This window comes from Bradyrhizobium manausense, from assembly GCF_018129685.1.
Classification (GTDB): domain Bacteria; phylum Pseudomonadota; class Alphaproteobacteria; order Rhizobiales; family Xanthobacteraceae; genus Bradyrhizobium; species Bradyrhizobium manausense_D.
The window spans coordinates 168,892-187,491 of the sequence record NZ_JAFCLG010000008.1; the positions used below are offsets into that span (position 1 = coordinate 168,892).

Annotated in this window: 17 protein-coding genes; 10 read left to right on the top strand and 7 right to left on the bottom strand. The window is 63.8% G+C overall.

The features are described from left to right. Positions 1–104: 104 nt before the first annotated feature. The 4 genes from JQ621_RS20525 to JQ621_RS20540 all read left to right on the top strand — a co-directional run bounded on the left by JQ621_RS20525 (position 105) and on the right by JQ621_RS20540 (position 5,110). Complete coding sequence (locus JQ621_RS20525) at positions 105–911, top strand: creatininase family protein (protein WP_212236481.1); 807 nt, start codon at positions 105–107, stop codon at positions 909–911. Positions 912–1,050: 139 nt separating this feature from the next. Continuing rightward, the gene (locus JQ621_RS20530; RefSeq protein WP_212236482.1) at positions 1,051–1,314 is read left to right on the top strand and encodes a hypothetical protein; all 264 of its coding nucleotides are present in this window, start codon (positions 1,051–1,053) and stop codon (positions 1,312–1,314) included. 369 nt (positions 1,315–1,683) lie between these two features. Further along, the gene (locus tag JQ621_RS20535) at positions 1,684–3,687 is read left to right on the top strand and encodes a carbohydrate porin (protein WP_409334236.1); all 2,004 of its coding nucleotides are present in this window, start codon (positions 1,684–1,686) and stop codon (positions 3,685–3,687) included. Positions 3,688–3,811: 124 nt separating this feature from the next. After that, on the top strand, positions 3,812–5,110 hold the full coding sequence (locus JQ621_RS20540; protein ID WP_212236484.1) for a hemolysin family protein: 1,299 nt from the start codon (positions 3,812–3,814) through the stop codon (positions 5,108–5,110). Positions 5,111–5,127: 17 nt separating this feature from the next. Here JQ621_RS20540 and JQ621_RS20545 read toward each other — a convergent pair whose 3' ends face one another. The 3 genes from JQ621_RS20545 to JQ621_RS20555 all read right to left on the bottom strand — a co-directional run bounded on the left by JQ621_RS20545 (position 5,128) and on the right by JQ621_RS20555 (position 8,188). Next, complete coding sequence (locus JQ621_RS20545; protein ID WP_212236485.1) at positions 5,128–5,370, bottom strand: PilZ domain-containing protein; 243 nt, start codon at positions 5,368–5,370, stop codon at positions 5,128–5,130. A gap of 103 nt (positions 5,371–5,473) precedes the next feature. Continuing rightward, positions 5,474–7,162, bottom strand: coding sequence for an FMN-binding glutamate synthase family protein (locus tag JQ621_RS20550; RefSeq protein WP_409334237.1), 1,689 nt, complete (start codon positions 7,160–7,162; stop codon positions 5,474–5,476). A 252-nt stretch (positions 7,163–7,414) separates the two neighbouring features. After that, positions 7,415–8,188 (bottom strand): ferredoxin--NADP reductase, encoded by a 774-nt coding sequence (locus tag JQ621_RS20555; RefSeq protein ID WP_212236487.1) that lies wholly within the window; start codon positions 8,186–8,188, stop codon positions 7,415–7,417. Positions 8,189–8,556: 368 nt separating this feature from the next. Between JQ621_RS20555 and JQ621_RS20560 the strand changes: the two genes are divergently transcribed. Next, on the top strand, positions 8,557–9,354 hold the full coding sequence (locus JQ621_RS20560) for an ATP-grasp domain-containing protein (protein WP_212236488.1): 798 nt from the start codon (positions 8,557–8,559) through the stop codon (positions 9,352–9,354). A gap of 172 nt (positions 9,355–9,526) precedes the next feature. On the opposite strand, the gene JQ621_RS20565 is transcribed toward JQ621_RS20560, so the two are convergent. Together JQ621_RS20565 and JQ621_RS20570 are read right to left on the bottom strand one after the other, a co-directional pair. Further along, on the bottom strand, positions 9,527–10,447 hold the full coding sequence (locus JQ621_RS20565; RefSeq protein WP_212236489.1) for an amino acid ABC transporter substrate-binding protein: 921 nt from the start codon (positions 10,445–10,447) through the stop codon (positions 9,527–9,529). A gap of 12 nt (positions 10,448–10,459) precedes the next feature. Then, on the bottom strand, positions 10,460–11,755 hold the full coding sequence (locus JQ621_RS20570) for a dicarboxylate/amino acid:cation symporter (protein ID WP_212236490.1): 1,296 nt from the start codon (positions 11,753–11,755) through the stop codon (positions 10,460–10,462). A 207-nt stretch (positions 11,756–11,962) separates the two neighbouring features. Here JQ621_RS20570 and JQ621_RS20575 point away from each other — a divergent pair, with 207 nt between their 5' ends. From JQ621_RS20575 to JQ621_RS20595, 5 genes are all read left to right on the top strand, one after another. Further along, a complete protein-coding gene (locus JQ621_RS20575) occupies positions 11,963–12,964 on the top strand; it encodes an NADP-dependent oxidoreductase (RefSeq protein WP_212236491.1) in 1,002 nt (333 codons plus the stop codon). 150 nt (positions 12,965–13,114) lie between these two features. Continuing rightward, positions 13,115–13,954, top strand: a complete 840-nt coding sequence (locus JQ621_RS20580; protein WP_212236492.1) for a cysteine rich repeat-containing protein — start codon at positions 13,115–13,117, stop codon at positions 13,952–13,954. A gap of 115 nt (positions 13,955–14,069) precedes the next feature. Continuing rightward, a complete protein-coding gene (locus JQ621_RS20585) occupies positions 14,070–14,285 on the top strand; it encodes a hypothetical protein (protein WP_212236493.1) in 216 nt (71 codons plus the stop codon). Between the two features lie 189 nt (positions 14,286–14,474). Further along, positions 14,475–15,632 carry an FAD-dependent monooxygenase gene (locus tag JQ621_RS20590; RefSeq protein WP_212236494.1) on the top strand — a complete coding sequence of 386 codons (1,158 nt, stop codon included), beginning with the start codon at positions 14,475–14,477 and terminating at the stop codon, positions 15,630–15,632. Next, the gene (locus tag JQ621_RS20595; RefSeq protein WP_212236495.1) at positions 15,629–17,242 is read left to right on the top strand and encodes a benzoate-CoA ligase family protein; all 1,614 of its coding nucleotides are present in this window, start codon (positions 15,629–15,631) and stop codon (positions 17,240–17,242) included. The genes JQ621_RS20590 and JQ621_RS20595 overlap by 4 nt, the downstream gene beginning before the upstream one ends. A 121-nt stretch (positions 17,243–17,363) precedes the next feature. On the opposite strand, the gene JQ621_RS20600 is transcribed toward JQ621_RS20595, so the two are convergent. Beyond that, entirely contained in the window at positions 17,364–17,876 is a 513-nt protein-coding gene (locus JQ621_RS20600) for a MarR family winged helix-turn-helix transcriptional regulator (RefSeq protein ID WP_212236496.1), read from the bottom strand. Further along, on the bottom strand, positions 17,866–18,498 hold the full coding sequence (maiA, locus tag JQ621_RS20605) for a maleylacetoacetate isomerase (protein WP_212236497.1): 633 nt from the start codon (positions 18,496–18,498) through the stop codon (positions 17,866–17,868). The genes JQ621_RS20600 and maiA overlap by 11 nt, the downstream gene beginning before the upstream one ends. Positions 18,499–18,600: the final 102 nt, after the last annotated feature.

Genomic DNA, 18,600 nt, shown 5'->3' on the forward strand with positions numbered 1-18,600 from the left:
AGACAACGCGATAAAACCGCAACACGTTCGAGGACGCGAACCGGCCGGGTCCGCGTCCCCTGATAACCCCAAACTACGTGACAAATTCGGGCAAAGAAACCTTGATGACGCCTTCCCGCGACTGGACCGAGATCCGCTGGGCCGATGCTGCCCCCGCGGACATTTCGCGCTGGATCGCGGTGCTGCCGCTGGCGGCGACCGAGCAGCACGGCCCTCATTTGCCTAACGAGACCGACGTGTTGATCGCGGACGCTTATCTGGCGCGCGTGCGGGATATGCTGCCCGCCACGGCCCCAGTGACCTTCCTGCCCGTCGAACCCGTCGGCATTTCCACTGAGCATATCGATTATCCGGGCACGCAGACGCTGCCGACCGCGGTGGCGCTGAAGCGCTGGACCGGGATCGGCGAGGACGTCGCCGGGCGCGGCGTCAGGAAGCTCGTCATCATCACCAGCCATGGCGGCAACAGCGCCGCGATGATGCTGGTGGCGCAGGACCTTCGCGCGCATCAAAAACTGTTCGCGGTGACCACGTCGTGGTCGCGCCTGTCTGGTGCTGACAAACTGTTCCCGGCGGATGAAGTGCGTCACGGCATCCATGGCGGCGCGGTCGAGACCTCGATCATGCTGGCGCGCTATCCGGATCAGGTACGCAAGGATGCGATCGCGGATTTTCCCGCGAGCAGCATCGCGATGGAAAAACAATATCGCTGGCTGTCGACGCAGCGGCCCGCGCCCTTCGCCTGGCAGGCGCAGGACCTCAACGCCAGCGGCGCCGTCGGCAACGCGACGCTCGCCGTGGCCGAGAAAGGCGAAAAGCTGCTCGACCAGGGGGCGCGCGCCTTTTGCGAACTGCTCGACGAGGTCGATAAGTTCGACGTGAGCAGGCTCGCCAACGGGCCGCTCGGTTAACTCTCATCTCTCTGAAACCATTCGGGAAAAATACGCACCCGCGAGCCGCTGGAAGCGCGTTCGAACCTGAGACGGCAAACCTCCGTCCAATGGGGCACGCGGCCCACGACGGACCGCCTCAACCCGGATGGAATTTCACATGTCGATCAAGACCAAGATTGCCGCAGTCGCTCTCGCGACCCTCGCCGTCACCGGCAGCATCGTCTCCACCGCCTCTCAGGCGGAAGCCAAGCCGTTCGGCTGGGGCTGGGGTGTCGGCGCCGGCATCGCCACCGCCGCCATCGTCGGCACCGCGATCGCGGCCAGCAACCAGCCCTATTATTACGGCTATCACCGTTGCGGCTGGCAGCCCAGCTACAACGCTTTCGGCCAGTACGTCGGCAGCGTCCGCGTCTGCTACTGATTTGGGTATCTGAGGCCGATCTCAAGTGGATCCCGCGTCCGGCACGGGCGCCTCATCCACCCCGTGTCGTGCCCCCGACCCCGCCCGGCTGTCCCCCCGGGCGGGGTCATCCTTTTTCAGTGCCCGGAATTTGTAGCATTACCGTCACATAACGGTGCGAACCATTCTTTGCGAAAATCCGGGCCTGTTGCTATTGCGAATGATTAGCAATAATCTCTGAGCAATCGCGGGGCGGAGATGAAATCGCGTCGAAACGGGTTCATCTCCGTCGATTGCGGAAACAGCCAAGACCGCTGATGACAGGATCGCCGCGAATCGGCAGGGATATCGCGGCGGCTGGGTTACATTCGCGTCTTGGGGGCGGGCGTTTTGACGTTGAGAAGTCACCGTTGCAGGTATTTGCGGACGGCCGCGGCGATCGCCTCGGGCGCGCTCGCGCTGCCGGGTGCCAGCCTTGCCGCCGATCTGCCGCTGAAGGCGCCCGCCGCGAAGACTATCTACGACTGGACCGGCTTCTATGTCGGCGGTCATGTTGCCTATGGCGATGCCGGTTTGGGACCGGGCACCAATCCCCTGCCCCTGCAGGGCGCGCTGCTGCCTCACAGCGCGACCGGCTTCGGCGGCGGTTATCAGCTCGGCTACAACAGACAACTCTCCAACCGTGTCGTGCTCGGCATCGAAGCCGATGCGACGTTCACGGGGCCGACCGACGGTCCGGCGCTTGCGCGTTCGCCGGCGCCCTTCAACACCTCGATCGACTATGTCGGCACGTTGCGCGGCCGCGTCGGTTATGCCTTCGACCGCTTCATGCCTTACCTCACCGGAGGCGTCGCCTGGGGCCATACACGCATCAACATCAATGATGCGGATGGCGTCACGCCGCTGTTCCCGGTCGGCCACTATCAGGCCGGATGGACCGCGGGCCTCGGTCTCGAATACGCCGTCAGCGGCAACTGGACCGCGAAGGCCGAGTACGAATATGTCGACCTTTCGCGCAAGACCTACGACCTCGGCGGCTTTGGCCTCGGCAGCATCAACGTCGATCCGCGCATCCATCTGTTCAAGCTCGGCCTGAACTACCAGTTCGGCGATACGCCATGGTTGCCGGCGGTCGGCAAGCCCAGGCTGCCTGACAGCGACGACTGGAGCGTCCACGCCCAGACGACCGTGCTGCCGCAAGGCTACGGGCCGATCCATTCGCCCTATGCGAGCCCGCAGAGCCTGCCCGGTGGCGGCCAGTTCCAGGCGACATGGACCACGACGGCATTCCTCGGTGCGCGACTGTGGGACGGCGGCGAGCTCTATTTCAATCCCGAGCTTGCGCAGGGTTTTGGTATCAACGGCACACTCGGTCTTGCCGGCTTCTCCAACGGCGAAGCGCAGAAGGCGGGCGCACCATTCCCGAAGATGCGCGCGCAGCGCTATTACCTAAGGCAAACCTTCGGGCTCGGCGGCGAGCAGGAAGCAGTGGAAGACGGACCGAACCAGCTTGCCGGCAAGCGCGACATCGACCGCGTCACGCTGATCGTCGGCCGCTTCGCCGTCGGCGACTTCTTCGACGGCAACTCCTATGCAAAAGACCCGCGCGCCGACTTCATGAACTGGGCGATGTGGGCGTCGGCCGCGTACGACTTCCCGGCCGACCTGCCCGGCTACACCCGCGGCGCCGTGGTCGAGCTCAACCGCAAGGACTGGGCGATCCGCGCCGGCCTGTTCCAGGTGCCGGACGCGCCGAACAGCGACGTGCTGACCTTCAAGACCGGTGGCTCGGTGGTCGAGTTCGAGGAGCGCCATACGCTGCTCGAACAGCCGGGCAAACTGCGTGTCGGCGTCTTCGCCAACAGTGGCAACACGGCGAACTACCGCGATGTCGTGGATCTCGCCGCGGCCAATCCGGCGCTCGACATCAACGCCATCGCGACCGCAAACCAGCGCGACCGGCTCAAATACGGTTTCTATGTCAATCTCGAGCAGCAGATCGTCAATGACGTCGGGCTGTTTGCGCGGGCCAGCTGGAACGACGGTCGCAATCAGATCCTGTCCTTCACCGACGTCGACCGCAGCCTGTCGGGCGGCCTGTCGATCAAGGGCAGCCACTGGGGACGTCCTGACGACACGGTGGGCATCGGCGGTGCCATCAACGGCCTGTCGGCCTCGCATCGCGACTTCCTCGCGGCCGGCGGTACGGGCCTCCTGATCGGCGACGGCCAGCTCAACTATCGCACCGAACGCATCCTGGAGGCGTACTACGCCTATTCGGTGATCAAGGGCGTGACCCTGACCGCGGACTACCAATTGATCGCAAACCCGGCCTACAACGCCGATCGTGGCCCGGTCTCGATCTTCTCGGGCCGGCTGCACGCCGAGTTCTAGGCTTTCGCAGGTCCACGCCACCCCGGTGCGACAATCTGGACGGAGCCGGGCAAAACGCGCATCGGGTTCATATATGAAGGGCTTGGTCCGGCGTCCGCCGGGCTCGGCTCTCCCCTAGCGCACAATGTTGTCTGTCGAACTCATCATCGTCGTCGTCCTGATCGTCATCAACGGCCTGCTGTCCATGTCGGAGCTCGCCGTGGTCTCATCGCGCCCGGCGCGGCTATCGCTGCTGGCCGCCAAGGGCGTGCGCGGCGCCGAGCGCGCGCTGACGCTTGCCGCCGATCCCGGAAAGTTCCTCTCGACGGTCCAGATCGGCATCACGCTGGTCGGCGTGCTCTCGGGTGCCTTCTCCGGGGCGACGCTCGGGCAGCGGCTGACGCAATGGCTGGTCGAGCTCGGCGTGTCCCCGGGCATTGCGGACATCCTCGGCGTCGGCATCGTCGTCACCATCATCACCTATGCGACGCTGATCGTCGGTGAACTGGTGCCGAAGCAGGTGGCGCTGCGCGATCCCGAAAGCATCGCGGTCAAGGTCGCGCCGGCGATGCACGTGCTGGCGCGGTTCTCGCTGCCGCTGGTGTTTCTGCTCGACCTTTCCGGCAAATTGATCCTCAAGCTGCTCGGCCGCGGCGGCAAGGCCGAGGAGAAAGTGTCGGAGGACGAGATCCATCATCTCGTCAACGAGGCCGAGAGCGCCGGCGTGCTCGAGCCCGGTGAAAAGGAAATGATCGCCGGCGTGATGCGGCTCGGCGACCGCCCGGTCGGCGCCGTGATGACGCCGCGCAACGAGGTCGACGAAATCGATTTGACCGACGACAGGGAAGCGATCCAGGCGCTGATCGCCAAGAGTCCGCATTCGCGCTTTCCGGTCTCGGACGGTGATCGCGACACGCCGATCGGCGTGCTGCAGGCGAAGGACCTGCTGGTCGCGTACATGAACGAGCGCGCGCCTGATTTACGGGCGCTGGTCCGCGAAGCACCAAGCATCCCCGCGTCGGCCGATGCCCGCGACGTGTTGGCAATCCTGAGGGCTGCGCCAGTTCATATCGGTTTCGTCTACGACGAATACGGCGCCTTCGAAGGTGTGGTCACGGCGGCGGATATTCTGGAATCGATCGTCGGCGCCTTCCATTCCGAGGAAGGCCCGCCGGAGCCGGCTTATGTCAGGCGCGCGGACTCGTCGTTGCTCGTCTCGGGCTGGATGCCGGTCGATGAGTTTGGTGATCTGCTCGGCATCGAGCTGCCGGCGCATCATCGCTACAACACGGTGGCCGGCCTCGTGCTGCAGCAATTCAACGTGCTGCCCAATGTCGGCGATGCGTTTGACCTCGGCGGCTGGCATATCGAGGTGGTCGATCTCGACGGCAGGAGGATCGACAAGATTTTGGCGAGCCGGTTGGGTGAGGTGGAAACGGGATGAGCAGGCGCTCGCGCCCCTCATCCGAACCGCACCCCGATCTGCTTCTCCTTGCGCCACACCACGGTGCAGGACAGATGCTTGCCATCGACCGGGATGACCAAGGTGAAGCGCTCGGGAATGCCGATCGGGCTGGTGACATTGAGGGCGGCGCCGGCGTCGGAGAAATTGCGGACGGTGCAGTCGATCGCGCCGCCGCCGAACTCGATGGTCCCGGCCTTGAGTACGCGGTGCCTGGTCTTGCTGCGCCGTTCTTCGTCCATCGGGACAATTTACACCCGAAGCTGACACAGAGGTTAAAACGCAACCGGCCCTCGATGATTTTACGCCGCGCCGGGTTTCGGCGGTATCATGTGGTGGAACCTCTCACAGCGCCGGCTCGAACGAATCCGCCCGTGCCATCCGCCAGGCGTCGCGGAACCGCGGATCCTCGGTGCCTTCGAGCAATTCGCCCGGGCGCAGCGCCGGATAGAGCTGCGCGAAGGTTTGCACGTTGGTCGTCGAGGTCCGCTGGCTGAAGTGGACCGGGCGCAGCTGCTGGGGGTGTTCGAGGCCGGCTGCTGCGATCAGCTCGGTCAGCGAGTGCAGCGTGGCGTGGTGATAATTGGCAACGCGATCGATCTTGAGCGGGACGTAGAGCGCGCGCGCCCGTGTCGGATCCTGGGTCGCGACGCCGGTCGGGCAGCGGTCGGTGTGACAGCTCAGCGACTGGATACAGCCGAGCGAGAACATGAAGCCGCGCGCCGAATTGCACCAGTCGGCACCGATCGCCATCGCGCGCGCCATGTCGAAGGCGGTGGCGATCTTGCCAGAGGCGCCGAGCCTGATGCGGTCGCGCACGTTGATTCCAACCAGCGCGTTGTGGACGAAATTGACGCCCTCGCGCATCGGCATGCCCAGATGATCCATGAACTCGAGCGGGGCCGCGCCGGTGCCGCCCTCGTTGCCGTCAACGACGATGAAATCAGGATAGATGCCCGTCTCCAGCATCGCCTTGCAGATCGCCAGAAATTCCCAGGGATGGCCGATGCAGAGCTTGAAACCGGCCGGCTTGCCGCCCGAAAGCCGTCGCATCTCGGCGATGAACTGCATCATGCCTGTGGGCGTGGAGAACGCGCGGTGCGAGGCCGGGGAAATGCAATCTTCGCCCATCGCAACGCCGCGGATCTTGGAGATTTCTTCCGAGACTTTCGCCGCCGGAAGCACGCCGCCATGGCCGGGCTTGGCGCCCTGGCTGATCTTGAGCTCGACCATCTTGATCTGGTCCTGGCTCGCGACGCGCGCGAACGCTTCGGGGTCGAACGTGCCATCCAGATGACGGCAGCCGAAATAGCCTGAGCCGATCTCCCAGATGACGTCGCCACCCATCTCCTGGTGATAGGGGCTGAAGCCGCCCTCGCCGGTGTCATGGGCAAAGCCACCCTTCTTGGCGCCCGCGTTCAGCGCGCGCACCGCATTGGGGCTGAGCGCGCCAAAGCTCATCGCCGAGATGTTAAACACCGAAGCCGAATAGGGCTTTGCGCAGTCCGGGCCGCCGATGGTGATACGAAACTTCTCCTCGGCATGCGCCTTCGGCGATACCGAGTGATGCATCCACTCGTAGCCCTCGCGATAGACGTCCTCCTGGGTGCCAAAGGGGCGCTTGTCGAGCTGCATCTTGGCGCGCTGATAGACAACCGCGCGAATGTCACGCGAGAACGGCATGCCGTCCTTCTCGCTCTCGAAGAAATACTGCCGCATCTCCGGGCGGATCTCTTCCAGCAGGAAGCGGATATGCGCCGAGATCGGATAGTTGCGCAGCACCGCATGACTCTTCTGCATGAGGTCGCGGACGCCGAGCAGCGTGAGCGCGCCGAAGATGCAGACCGGGATCAGCAGGATGCCGAAGATCTTGCGGTCGGCGATGCCGATGCCGATCAACAGAGCAGTGACGACCGCGCAGATCGTCAGGATGATGAAGCGCGGCGAAAATGGAAGCAGCAGGGTTTCCATGATCCCCTCTTCCGCCAGCGGCAAACGTTTGGGCGAAGCTTGCGTCTTGTTGTTGTCGACCACGATTCCCACCCTCTCGCCAGCATGAGGCGGTACGATACGCCCGCGCCTGTCATACGGATATGACGCGGCGCTTGTTTCACGCTAGCGAATTCGGCGGGCGCAAATCAATCCGCCGGGAGGACGGGTTTTGCAGTGCAGCAGAAAGGTGGGTGTGGGAGGGGGGCGGCAGTGGCCACAAAACCGAGCCGTCATCCCGGGCAAGCGCCAGCGCAGACCCGGGATGACAGCCGAATTGATCGCCGCGAACCGTGCCTACCGCTCGACGAAGGCCTTCTCGATCACGAAATGGCCGGGCTTGTTGCCGCTTCCCTCGATAAAATCGCGGCTCTCGAACATCGCCTTCAGCTCTTCCAGCATCGCGGGGCTGCCGCACATCATGACGCGGTCGGTCTCGATGTTGAGCGGCGACTGTCCGATGTCGTTGAAGATCTGCTCGGAGCTGATGAGGTCGGTGATGCGGCCGCGATTGCGGAACGGCTCGCGGGTCACGGTCGGATAATAGATCAGCTTGTCCGCGAGCAGTTCGCCGAACAACTCGTCCTCGCGCAGCGAAGCGACGAGCTTCTCGCCATAGGCAAGCTCGGAAACCTGGCGGCAGCCGTGGACCAGCACGATGGTCTCGAACTGATCATAGACATCGGGGTCCTTGATCAGGCTGGCGAAGGGCGCAAGGCCGGTGCCGGTCGAGAGCAGCATCAGCCGCTTGCCGGGAATGAGATTGTCGGTGATCAGCGTGCCGGTCGCCTTGCGGCCGACCAGGATGGTGTCGCCTTCCTTGATCTTCTGCAGACGCGAGGTCAGCGGACCGTCCTGCACCTTGATCGAGAAGAATTCGAGCTCTTCCTCGTGATTGGCGCTGGCCATGCTGTAGGCGCGCAGCAACGGACGGCCATCGACCTCGAGGCCGATCATGGCGAACTGGCCGTTCTGGAAGCGGAAGCCGGAATCGCGCGTGGCGCGGAAGCTGAACAGGGTGTCGGTCCAGTGCTGGACGGAAAGGACCTTCTCTCGGTAAAACGCGCTCATGGTTTTCGATATTCCGAATGTCTGCGGTTTTAGGGCAAAAGCGTTGCGCGGCCCTGAGAACGGGGCGGACACCATTGCCATGGCGGAGGATTTCGCGTGCGTGATCTACGCTATTGAGACCAATAATCAACCTCGTTCCGGATGCAATTGATGCCGGTCAAACCGGCATTTGCGGCGGAAATGATCACATCATTAACGATCTGCCGTCCCGAGCCCGCAGCGGGCAATTTCTTTTCCCTTTCGGGCGCGAAAGCAGCACTTAATTTCCATCCCGCTCGCGAGAATTTCATTAAGAATAGCTCGGACTTTCACCCCGCTTTGGCGCCGATTCCCGCATTTTTGCGGTTTTTGGCGCCCGGATCAGCGACATGGCAAGCGAGCGGATCTTCGTTCAGGCAATCAGGAGCTATGGCGCACGCCATGGCATCGACGTCGACGTGCGTGCCGGTGGCTGGCTGATCGCGATGCGCCGTGGCGAGATGCGCCGCTTCGCGTTCGGCTATGACATCGGCCTCAACAGCGCGATTGCGCATCGCCTCGCCAACGACAAGTCGGCGACATCCGAAGCGCTGTCGCTCGCTGGCGTGTCCTGCATTCCACATCACCTCTTCCTCAACCCGAAGCTGGGCAACAATGTTGTTGGCCCCGCCTGGCGAGAGGACATGCTTGAACTGCTTCACGCCCATCCGCACGGCGTGGTGGTGAAGCCCAACGAGGGCACGTCGGGACGATCGGTCTTCAGGGTGACGACGGAGACGGAGCTCGACCGCGCGGTGAGCGAGGTCTTTTCGATGAGCACGGGGCTCGTGGTCTCGCCCTATGTCGAGATCGAGGACGAGGTCCGTGTGATCCTGCTCGATGATCAGCCCCGCATCGTCTACAGCAAGCAGCGTGGCCACGATTGGCGACACAATCTCGATGCCGGCGCAAAACCTGTGTTGCTGGAGGACGGCGAAGTCCGCGCGGCCTGCGTGAGGCTCGCGATCGATGCCGCGCGCGCCATCGGCATCGTGTTTGCGTCAATTGACCTGGTGCGCGTCGACGGCGCTTGGAGAGTGCTCGAAATCAATTCAGGCGTGATGATGGAAGCGCTGGGCAAGCTGCACCCGGAGCTGGTGCAGGCGACGTATGATGCGGCGCTGGATCGGGTGTTTGGGGAGAATTAGCCGCACCGAGCCTTGATCTATCGCCGTCACCCTGAGGCGGCCGCTTCTTCAGCGGCCCTCGAAGGGCGACGGCCCGGCTGCACCAGCGCGGCCGTTCATCCTTCGAGGCTCGACCCGCGATGAATTCGCTTCGCGGGCCTCGCACCTCAGGATGACGGAGAGAGACTCGCCGCTAATTACTCGCGCCCGCCGAATCGTCCATCGCCTTGAAGGCTTCCTCCAGCTGCAGCGAGATCGGCACGTTCATTTTCTCGCCGGTCGGCATCCGCGCGGTGAACCATTTGTTGTAGAGCGGCACCAGGTCGTGGCTGGAACCGAGCTTGCGGAAGGTGCGCTCGACCACGGCCGTCAGTTGCGGCTCGCCCTTGCGGAACATGATGCCGTAGGGATCGTAGGACAGATAGTCACCGGTGACGCGGAACCTGTCCTGCGCCTTGTGGCGCACGATCAGGCCCGAGAGCAGAATGTCGTCGGTCGCGAAGGCGTCGGCCTTGCCGTCGACAAGCATCTGGTACGATTGCTCGTGATCCGCGCCGACGACGATGTTCAACCCCAGCGACGACTTCTTGTCCGCCGCCTGGATCGCCTGCTCGTTGGTGGTGCCCTTCGTCACCACGATGGTCTTGCCCTTCAGATCGGTCAGCGACTGGACGCTGGAGGCCTTCGGCACCATCAGCTTGGTGCCGGCAACGAACATCAGCGGCGAGAACGCGACGCGCTTGCCGCGCTCTGAATTGGCGGTCGTCGAGCCGCATTCCAGATCGATCTTGTTCTGGAGCACGGCGTCGATGCGGTCGTCCGAGGTGACCTTGACGTAGTCGATCTTCAGATTGGGATCGTCGACCTCGACGCCGATCTCCTCGACGATGGCCTCGCAGAGTTCGAGGCTGTAGCCGATCGGCCTGCCCGACGGGTCGAGAAAGGAGAACGGCGGCGAGCTCTCGCGATAGCCCAGCCGCACGGTGTGGGCGTTCTTGATGGCTGCTAGCGTCGGGCTAAGCCCTTCGCTGCCGCCGGTCTGGGCGGAGGCGCCCGACGCCAGCAGACACGCTGCCAGCAACAGGCCGCCCGAAATCGCCGTCAAAGGGCGCATGCCGCACTCCCGTCAGTGGCCGGCCATCGCAGGCACTTCGCCCGGCACCAGGTCATCGGGCACGGCATCGCCCGGTCCCATCGCATGCTCGGGCCCGAGCTCGCCTTCCCACTTCGCCACGACCGATGTCGCCAGCGTGTTGCCGATCACGTTGGTGGCGCTGCGGCCCATATCGAGGAAGGTGTCGATGCCCATGATCATGAGCAGGCCGGCCTCGGGGATGTTGAACTGCGACAGCGTCGAGGCGATCACGACGAGGGAAGCGCGCGGCACGCCGGCGACGCCCTTCGAGGTGATCATCAGGGTCGCCAGCATCGCCAGCTGCGTGCCGAGCGGCATGTCGATGTGATAGCTCTGCGCGATGAAGATACTTGCAAAGGTGCAGTACATCATCGTGCCATCGAGGTTGAAGGAATAGCCGAGCGGCAGCACGAAGCTCGAGATCCGTGACGAGGCGCCGAAGCGGTTGAGACCCTCGAGGGTCTTCGGATAGGCAGCCTCCGAGCTCGCAGTGGAGAACGCGATCATCAGCGGCTCGCGGATCAGCCTGAGCAGATGGCCGTAGCGCGGCCCGATCACGATGAAGCCGACTGCAACCAGGATGCCCCAGAGGATGAAGAGCGATAGGTAGAAACCGCCCATGAACACGATGAGCTTCCAGAGCACCAACAGGCCGTTCTTGGCAACAGTTGCGGTGATGGCAGCCCACACCGCGAACGGCGCGAACATCATCACATAGCTCGTCACCTTGAGCATGATGTGGCCGACGTCGTCGATCAACGCCAGAATCGGCTTGGAGCGCTCGGGCATCGAGCCCATCGCCACCGAGAAGAACACGGCGAAGATCACGATCTGAAGGATCTCGTTCTGCGCCATCGCATCCGCGATCGAGGTCGGGATCAGATGAGTCAGGAATTTTTCGAGCGAGAAGGCGGAGACCGCCAGGCCGGTCGACTGCGCCTTGTCAGGCAGCGTGCCGGGGAAATTGGCGCCGGGCTGAAGCAGATTGACCATGATGAGGCCGAGCATCAGCGAGACGAAGGAGGCGCTGATGAACCAGCCCATGGTCTTGGCGAAGATGCGGCCGAGCTTGGAGCCCGAACCCATATGGGCGATGCCGCCGACCAGGGTTGCGAACACCAGCGGCGCGATGATCATCTTGATCAGACGCAGGAAGATCACGGCAACCAGGTTGATGGACGAGGCCCAATCTCCGCGCGTGTCCGGCAGAAAATTGTAGATGGCCGAGCCCATGATGATGCCCAGGACCATCGCGCCTAAAATGTATTGCGTAAACCTGTTCGACATTAACGACCCCCGCTACACCGGCCGCTTCATGATGTCGCAGATATGACAGCGACGCAACACGCTTTGCGTGCAATCGCTTGAGCCGGATGTTCCCGTTGCGAAACCGGGCGCAGCGATCTAGCCTTCATGCAGCGCACAACGAATGCGGCTTGCACGTTTTGTTTGCGGCAACTGCTTCAATAAACATCAAACTCAGAGAGGACCGCCATGACCGCGAGCATCAATCGCCAGATTCTTCTGGTGGAAAAACCCACCGGCAAGCTCGGCCTTGAGCATTTCAAGATGATCGAGAGCGCGCTTCCGGAGCCGAAGGACGGCGAGGCCCTGCTGCGCGTGCGCTACATCTCGCTCGACGCGGCCAACCGCGCCTGGATGCATGGCGCGACCTATCGCTCGGCCGTCGAGGCCAACAGCGTGATGGCAGGAGGTGGCATCGCCGAGGTCGTCGGCTCGAAGGCCGAGGGGCTTGCGCCCGGCGATATCGTGTTCGGTGACACCGGCTGGCAGGAATTTGCCGCGGTGCCCGCAAAGCATCTGACGAAAATGCCGAAGCTCGAGCCGATGACGCATCTGCTCAGCGTGTTCGGCATCGCCGGCCTCACGGCCTATTTCGGCCTGCTCGAGGTCGGCAAGCCCAAGGAGGGCGAGACGGTCGTGGTCTCGGCGGCCGCAGGCTCGGTCGGCTCGATCGTCGGACAGATCGCCAAGATCAAGGGATGCCGCGTGATCGGCATCGCCGGCGGCCCGGACAAGTGCAATTGGCTGACCTCGGAGCTCGGCTTCGATGCCGCGGTCGACTACAAGGACGGCGCGGTGTTCAAGGCGCTGCGCGCGGCCGCACCAAAGGGCATCGACGTCTATTTCGACAATGTCGGCGGCGACATTCTCGAAGCCTGTCTTCCGCAGATGAACAATTACGGCCGCATCGCCTGCTGCGGCGCGATCTCGCAATATGACGGCGCGCCGTCGGCGCACGGCCCGCGCGGTGTGCCCGGACTGATCGTGGTGAAGCGGCTCGTGATGCAGGGCTTCATCGTGATGGACTACATGAAGGAGAGCCAGCGTGCGCTCGCCGATCTCCAGGCCTGGGTCAAGTCGGGCAAGCTGAAAGTGCAGGAGGACATCATCGACGGCTTGCAGAACACGCCGAAAGCTCTGATCGGATTGCTCGCGGGCGAGAACCGCGGCAATCGCATGGTGAAGCTCTAGCGACGTAGTTACGTCGCAATTTCCAAGGTACTATCTACTTGCGGTTGAGGCTGCTGCGGTCAATGATGCCGCACGCGGCGTCACCCGCGACGATTGTTTGCATCACTTTCAATGAAGCGCCGGCGTTACCGACAGGGCAGGAATTCACAGATGTTCAACACGTTGAAACATGCATCGATGCGGCACGCGTTGCTCGCCGCAGCACTCTTCGCAACTGCAACAAGCGCGTTCGCGCAAGCTCCGACCGAGGCCCAGAAGAGCGCCATCCGCTCCGCGTGCCGCTCGGATTTCATGGCGCACTGCGCGAGCGTGACGCCTGGCGGCGTGGAAGCCTATCAATGCCTGCAAGGCCACATGTCGAGCCTCTCGGCGGGATGCCAGACCGCGGTCCGCGCGGTCGAGCCGGCAGCAGCCCCCAAGAGCGACTCCAAGAGCGAATCCAAGACCGAAGCTGCGCCCGCCAAATCTGAACCTGCCAAAACCGAAGCGGCGCCCGCGGCCGAGCCGGCAGCAAAGCCGGCGACAGAAGCCGCACCGAAGGCTGCCGCAGCCAAGAAGCCGAGCAGTGCCCAGGTTGCTGCGGTCAAGAGCGCCTGCCGCGCCGACTATCCCAAGGTCTGCGCCAGCGTGCCGCCGGGCGGCGCGCCAGCGCTGGAATGCCTGGAGAAGAACAAGGCGAAGGTGTCGGCGGCGTGCGCCAAGGCCGTGAGCGCTGTGGCCGGCAGCGCGACAGCGACGGCAGCACCAGCAGCTGGTGATCCACCCGCCGCGGCAGCAGCACCGGCCGCTGCGCCAGCCGTGATCGTTCTGCGCCCGCTGCGGCCACGCGAAGAGCTGTTCATCATCCGCTCGGCTTGCGGCGCAGATGTCCGCACGCTCTGCGCCGGCGTTGAGCCCGGTGGCGGCCGTATCGTGCAGTGTATTGCCGGCAACGCTGCGTCGCTCTCCCCCGGCTGCAAGGACGTGCTTGCGCCATTCGCGGCGCGATAAGCGGCACCCAGCTCATGCGCGATTGATATCCGCCGGCGCGCAAATGAATTTTCGCGCGCCAGCGGCGACTAATCGTTTGCAACGATTCAATCACGACAATCTCCGGGAGGAAAACATGCGTTCATTCCTGCTTATCGCTTCCGCGCTCCTCGCTTTCGCGGCGACAATGACCTTCGAGTCGTCCGATGCCAACGCTGTGGTGTGCGCCCGCGGCGTCTACCGCGCCGGTTGTGCCGGTCCGAACGGCGCCGTCGTGGTCCGCAAGCCGGTGCCCGTGGTCCACTGTACCAGGGTGCTGGTGAACGGGGTCTACGTGAAGCGCTGCGTCTGACGCCCGGGTGGTCAATCCCGCGCGGTTTGGCTATGATTCGCAGCTGACGGTTTCGGGCATGCGCGATGCGGGTGCCCGCGACCGTGCTGCGGTGCGCTATGCCTGCGGATAATTCCGCTGGCGCGAGCGGCCGGAGCCGATTAGTCTACCCTGAGATAGTAAGTATACTGTCAATTAGGGAGGCAGGATTTGCGGATCGCCGTGATTGGCGGGGGGCCCGGCGGGCTCTACTTCGCCTATCTCTGGAAGAAGCGTCACCCCGAGGATCAAATCGACCTGTTCGAACAGAACCCGGCCGATGCGACCTGGGGCTTTGGCGTCGTGTTCTCCGATCAGGCCCTGGAATTTCTGCGCGCCGACGACCCCGAAACGGTCGACGCGATCGCGCCGCATATGGAGAGCTGGGAGAACATCACGCTGAACCATAATGGCGACAGCGTCGCCATCGACGGCGTCGGCTTCTCCTCGATCGGCCGGCTGGAGCTCCTGCAGTTCCTGCAGCAGCGCGCGCTCGCTGTCGGCGTCACCCCGCGCTTCGACACCCAGATCCAGGCGATCGACCAGCTGGGCGGCCATGATCTGATCGTTGCCGCCGACGGCTTGAACTCGCTGGTGCGCCGCGCCTATGAGGGCGATTTCGGCACGTCGCTGTCCTACTCCTCCAACAAATTCGTCTGGTACGGCACCTCGAAGCGCTTCGACACGCTATCGCAGACCTTCGTGAAGACCGACCGAGGTGCCTTCAACGCACATCATTATCGCTATTCGCCGAGCATGAGCACGTTCCTGGTCGAGTGCGATCACGCGACCTGGCAGGCCTATGGCTTCGCCTACAAGGATGTCGAGCAGTCCAAGGGCGTCTGCGAGGAGGTGTTTGCCGACACGCTTGGTGGCCACTGCCTCGTCTCCAACCGATCGGTCTGGCGCAACTTTCCCTGGGTCTGGAACGAGCACTGGTCGTTCAAGAACATGGTGCTGATCGGCGACGCGCTGCACTCGGCGCATTTCTCGATCGGATCGGGAACGCGGCTCGCAATCGAGGATGCGATCGCGCTGGTCAAGGCGCTGGAGTCGGATGCACATCTGACGACGGCGCTGCATCGCTACCAGGCCGCGCGCAAGCCGGTGGTGCAGAAGCTCGTCAATGCCGCGCGCACCAGCGCGTTCTGGTACGAGCACTTTGCCCAGCACATGCAACTCGGCCTGCTCGACTTCGCCTATAGCTACATCACCCGCTCCGGCCGCATCGACGACTCCCGGCTGCGCGCGATGTCGCCGGCCTTCATGGCCCGCTACGAGGCCGAGAAGAACGGCCGCGGAGATGCGGTCGACGAGGCGACGGCATGAGCAACGAAGTTCGCGACCAGGTGCCCGCGGATAGCGCGGGGGCACGTGAGATCGGCTTTGCCGTTCCGCAAACCTACAACGCCAGCCGTGTGCTGTTCGACAATCTTGGCAAGGGTCGGGGCGACAAGCTCGCGCTCATCGGCCCCGCCGGCGCGCGGACCTATGCCGAGCTGTGTGCCGAGGCTTGCCGCTGGGGCAATGGCCTTGCCTCGCTAGGCCTCACGCGTGGCGACCGCGTGCTGCTGTTCCTCGACGACACCCCGGCCTATCCCGCCGCCTTCTTCGGCGCGGTGCGCGCCGGCTTCGTGCCGCTGCTGATCAACACGCTGACGCCGCCCGATCTCCTGCAATTCTATCTCGCCGATTCCGGCGCGACCGTCGCCGTGGCGGATGCCGAGTTCTGCGCCCGCTTCAATGCGGAAGCCTGCAAGGACACGCGCCTGCACACCCTGATCGTCGTCAACGGCGATCTCGGCGACCACGCCGCGCCGAACGCGCTGGCCGCCACAGACTGGCTTTCGCAATTTCCAACCGAATTGGCGGAAGCTCCGACGCATCGGAACGAGATGGCGTTCTGGATGTACTCCTCCGGCTCAACCGGTCGGCCCAAGGGGATCGTGCATCTCCAGCACGACATGGCCTATAGCGAGGTCGCCTTCGCGCGCAACGTGCTGAAACTGACGCCTGGCGATATCTGTTTCTCCGTGCCGAAAATCTTCTTCGCTTATGGCTTCGGCAATTCCGTCACCTTCCCGTTCTCGGCAGGCGCGGCGACGCTGCTGCTGCCAGGCCAGCCGAAGCCGGCGTCGATCTTCGCCGCGATCGAGCAATACAGGCCGACGGTGTTCTTCGGGCTACCGACGCTCTACACGTCCCTGACCAAGGCCGAAGGCGCAGCCAAGACAGACTTCTCGTCCCTGCGCATGTCCCTCTCCGCTGCCGAAGTTCTCTCCGCCGAAGTCTTCAACGGCTGGAAGACGCTCACCGGGCTCGAGATCGTCGAGGGCCTCGGCTCGACCGAGGTGCTGCACATCTATCTCTCCAACACTCCTGCGCGAAAGAAGCTCGGCGCCGCAGGCCTGCGCGTGCCCGGCTACGAGGTGAGCTTGCGCGACAAGGACGGTCGCGACGTCGGCGACAACGAGGAAGGCATATTGTGGGTTCGCGGCGATTCCAACACGCCGCTGTACTGGAACCGGCCGGACAAATCCGCCGAGACCATCCGCGAGGCGGGGTGGATCTACACCGGCGACCGTTTCGTGCGCGACAGCGACGGCTTCCACTTCTTCCGCGGCCGCGCAGACGATCTCATCAAGATCTCGGGCCAGTGGGTCTACCCGCTCGAGGTCGAGCTGTGCCTGGCCGATCACCCCGAAATCCGCGAATGCGCCGTGTTCGCGGCCGAACTGCCTGACCGGCGCATGACGCTGAAAGCGGTGGTCGTGATGAATATCAGCGCCACGGACCCACGCGAGACGACGCGGCGGCTGCAGGAATATGTGAAGGGCAAGCTGCTGCCTTATAAATATCCGCGCGAGGTGATCTTCATCGACGAACTGCCCAAGACGGGCACCGGGAAGATCGACCGGCAGGCGTTGTTGAGGATGTGACCACCACTGTCGTCGCCCGGCTTGACCGGGCGACCCAGTATTCCAGAGGCAGTCGTGATTGAGCCTAGGGGCCGCGGCGTACTGGATTCCCCGCTTTCGCGGGGAATGACAGTGGAGAGTTTCACCCCGCCTTGCCCAGATGCTCCAGCGCGTCCTCGGCCCGCAGCGGCACGCGCGAGACCTCGTTGTTGAGATCGACGAGCTGCGTCATCAGCTCCATCAGCGCCTTGCGCTCGGACGGCTTGAGCGGCGCGAGCATGCGCGCCTGGGCGCGTTCGACCGCCGGAATGATCTCGCGCAGGATCGCTGCGCCTGACTTCGTCAGATAGAGCAGCTTGATCCGCTTGTCCTCGGGCGCCGGCTTGCGCTCGACAAAATGCTTGGACTGGAGCCGTTCGATCACGCTGCCGAGCGTGGAGCGATCGAAGGCGATCACCGCCGACAGCCGCGTTGCGTCGATGCCGGGATGGGTGTGGATCGCGATGAGCGCTGCATATTGCACCGGCGTGAGATCGAACGCCTTGCACTCCTCCATGAAGATCGAGACTGCGATCTGCTGCATGCGCCGGAACAGATAGCCCGGCGCGGCATAGACCGCGTCCATCGTGATTGGAGGAAGAGGCTTACTCGGCATCGGGCTGCTTCTCCGGCGCGGCATTGGCGAAGGCCGGCAGCGCCTTGGCGGCGGCCTCGGCCTCGAGCAGGCGCGGATAGGCGGAAACATCGACCCCGAACCGGCGCGCGTTCGCAAGCTGCGGCACGAGACAGAGATCGGCGAGCGTTGGCGCAGCGCCGAAACAGAACGGTCCCGGCTCGCCTCTGATCAGCGTCTCGCAGGCCGACAACCCCTCGCGATTGACCCAGGCGGCCCAATCCTGGACCTTCTCCTCGGGCAACCCAAGTTCGCGCAGACGCGCCAATACCTTTAAGTTCTGCACGGGATGGGTGTCGCAGGCGATCGCCAGCGCGAACGCCCGCACCTTGGCGCGCTGCACCGGATCCTTCGGCAGCAGCGGCGGGTTGGGGTGCGTCTCATCCAGCCATTCGATGATCGCGACCGACTGCGTCAGCACCGCGCCGGAATCGTCCTCAAGCGTCGGCACCAGGCCCTGCGGATTGATGGCGAGATAGGCGGGTGCGCATTGCTCGCCCTTGCGAAGATGATGCGGCTGGTGCTCGGCGCCGAGACCCTTGAGATTGAGCGCGATCCGCACGCGATAGGCGGCGCTTGAACGGAAATAGCCGTGCAGCCTCATCGGAACCCTCCCTTCTTTTTGTCATTCCGGGGCTCGCGTAGCGAGAGCCCGGAATGACAATCTTGTATGCCGTTCGTCCCGTTGACGCTAGCTAGATCGTCA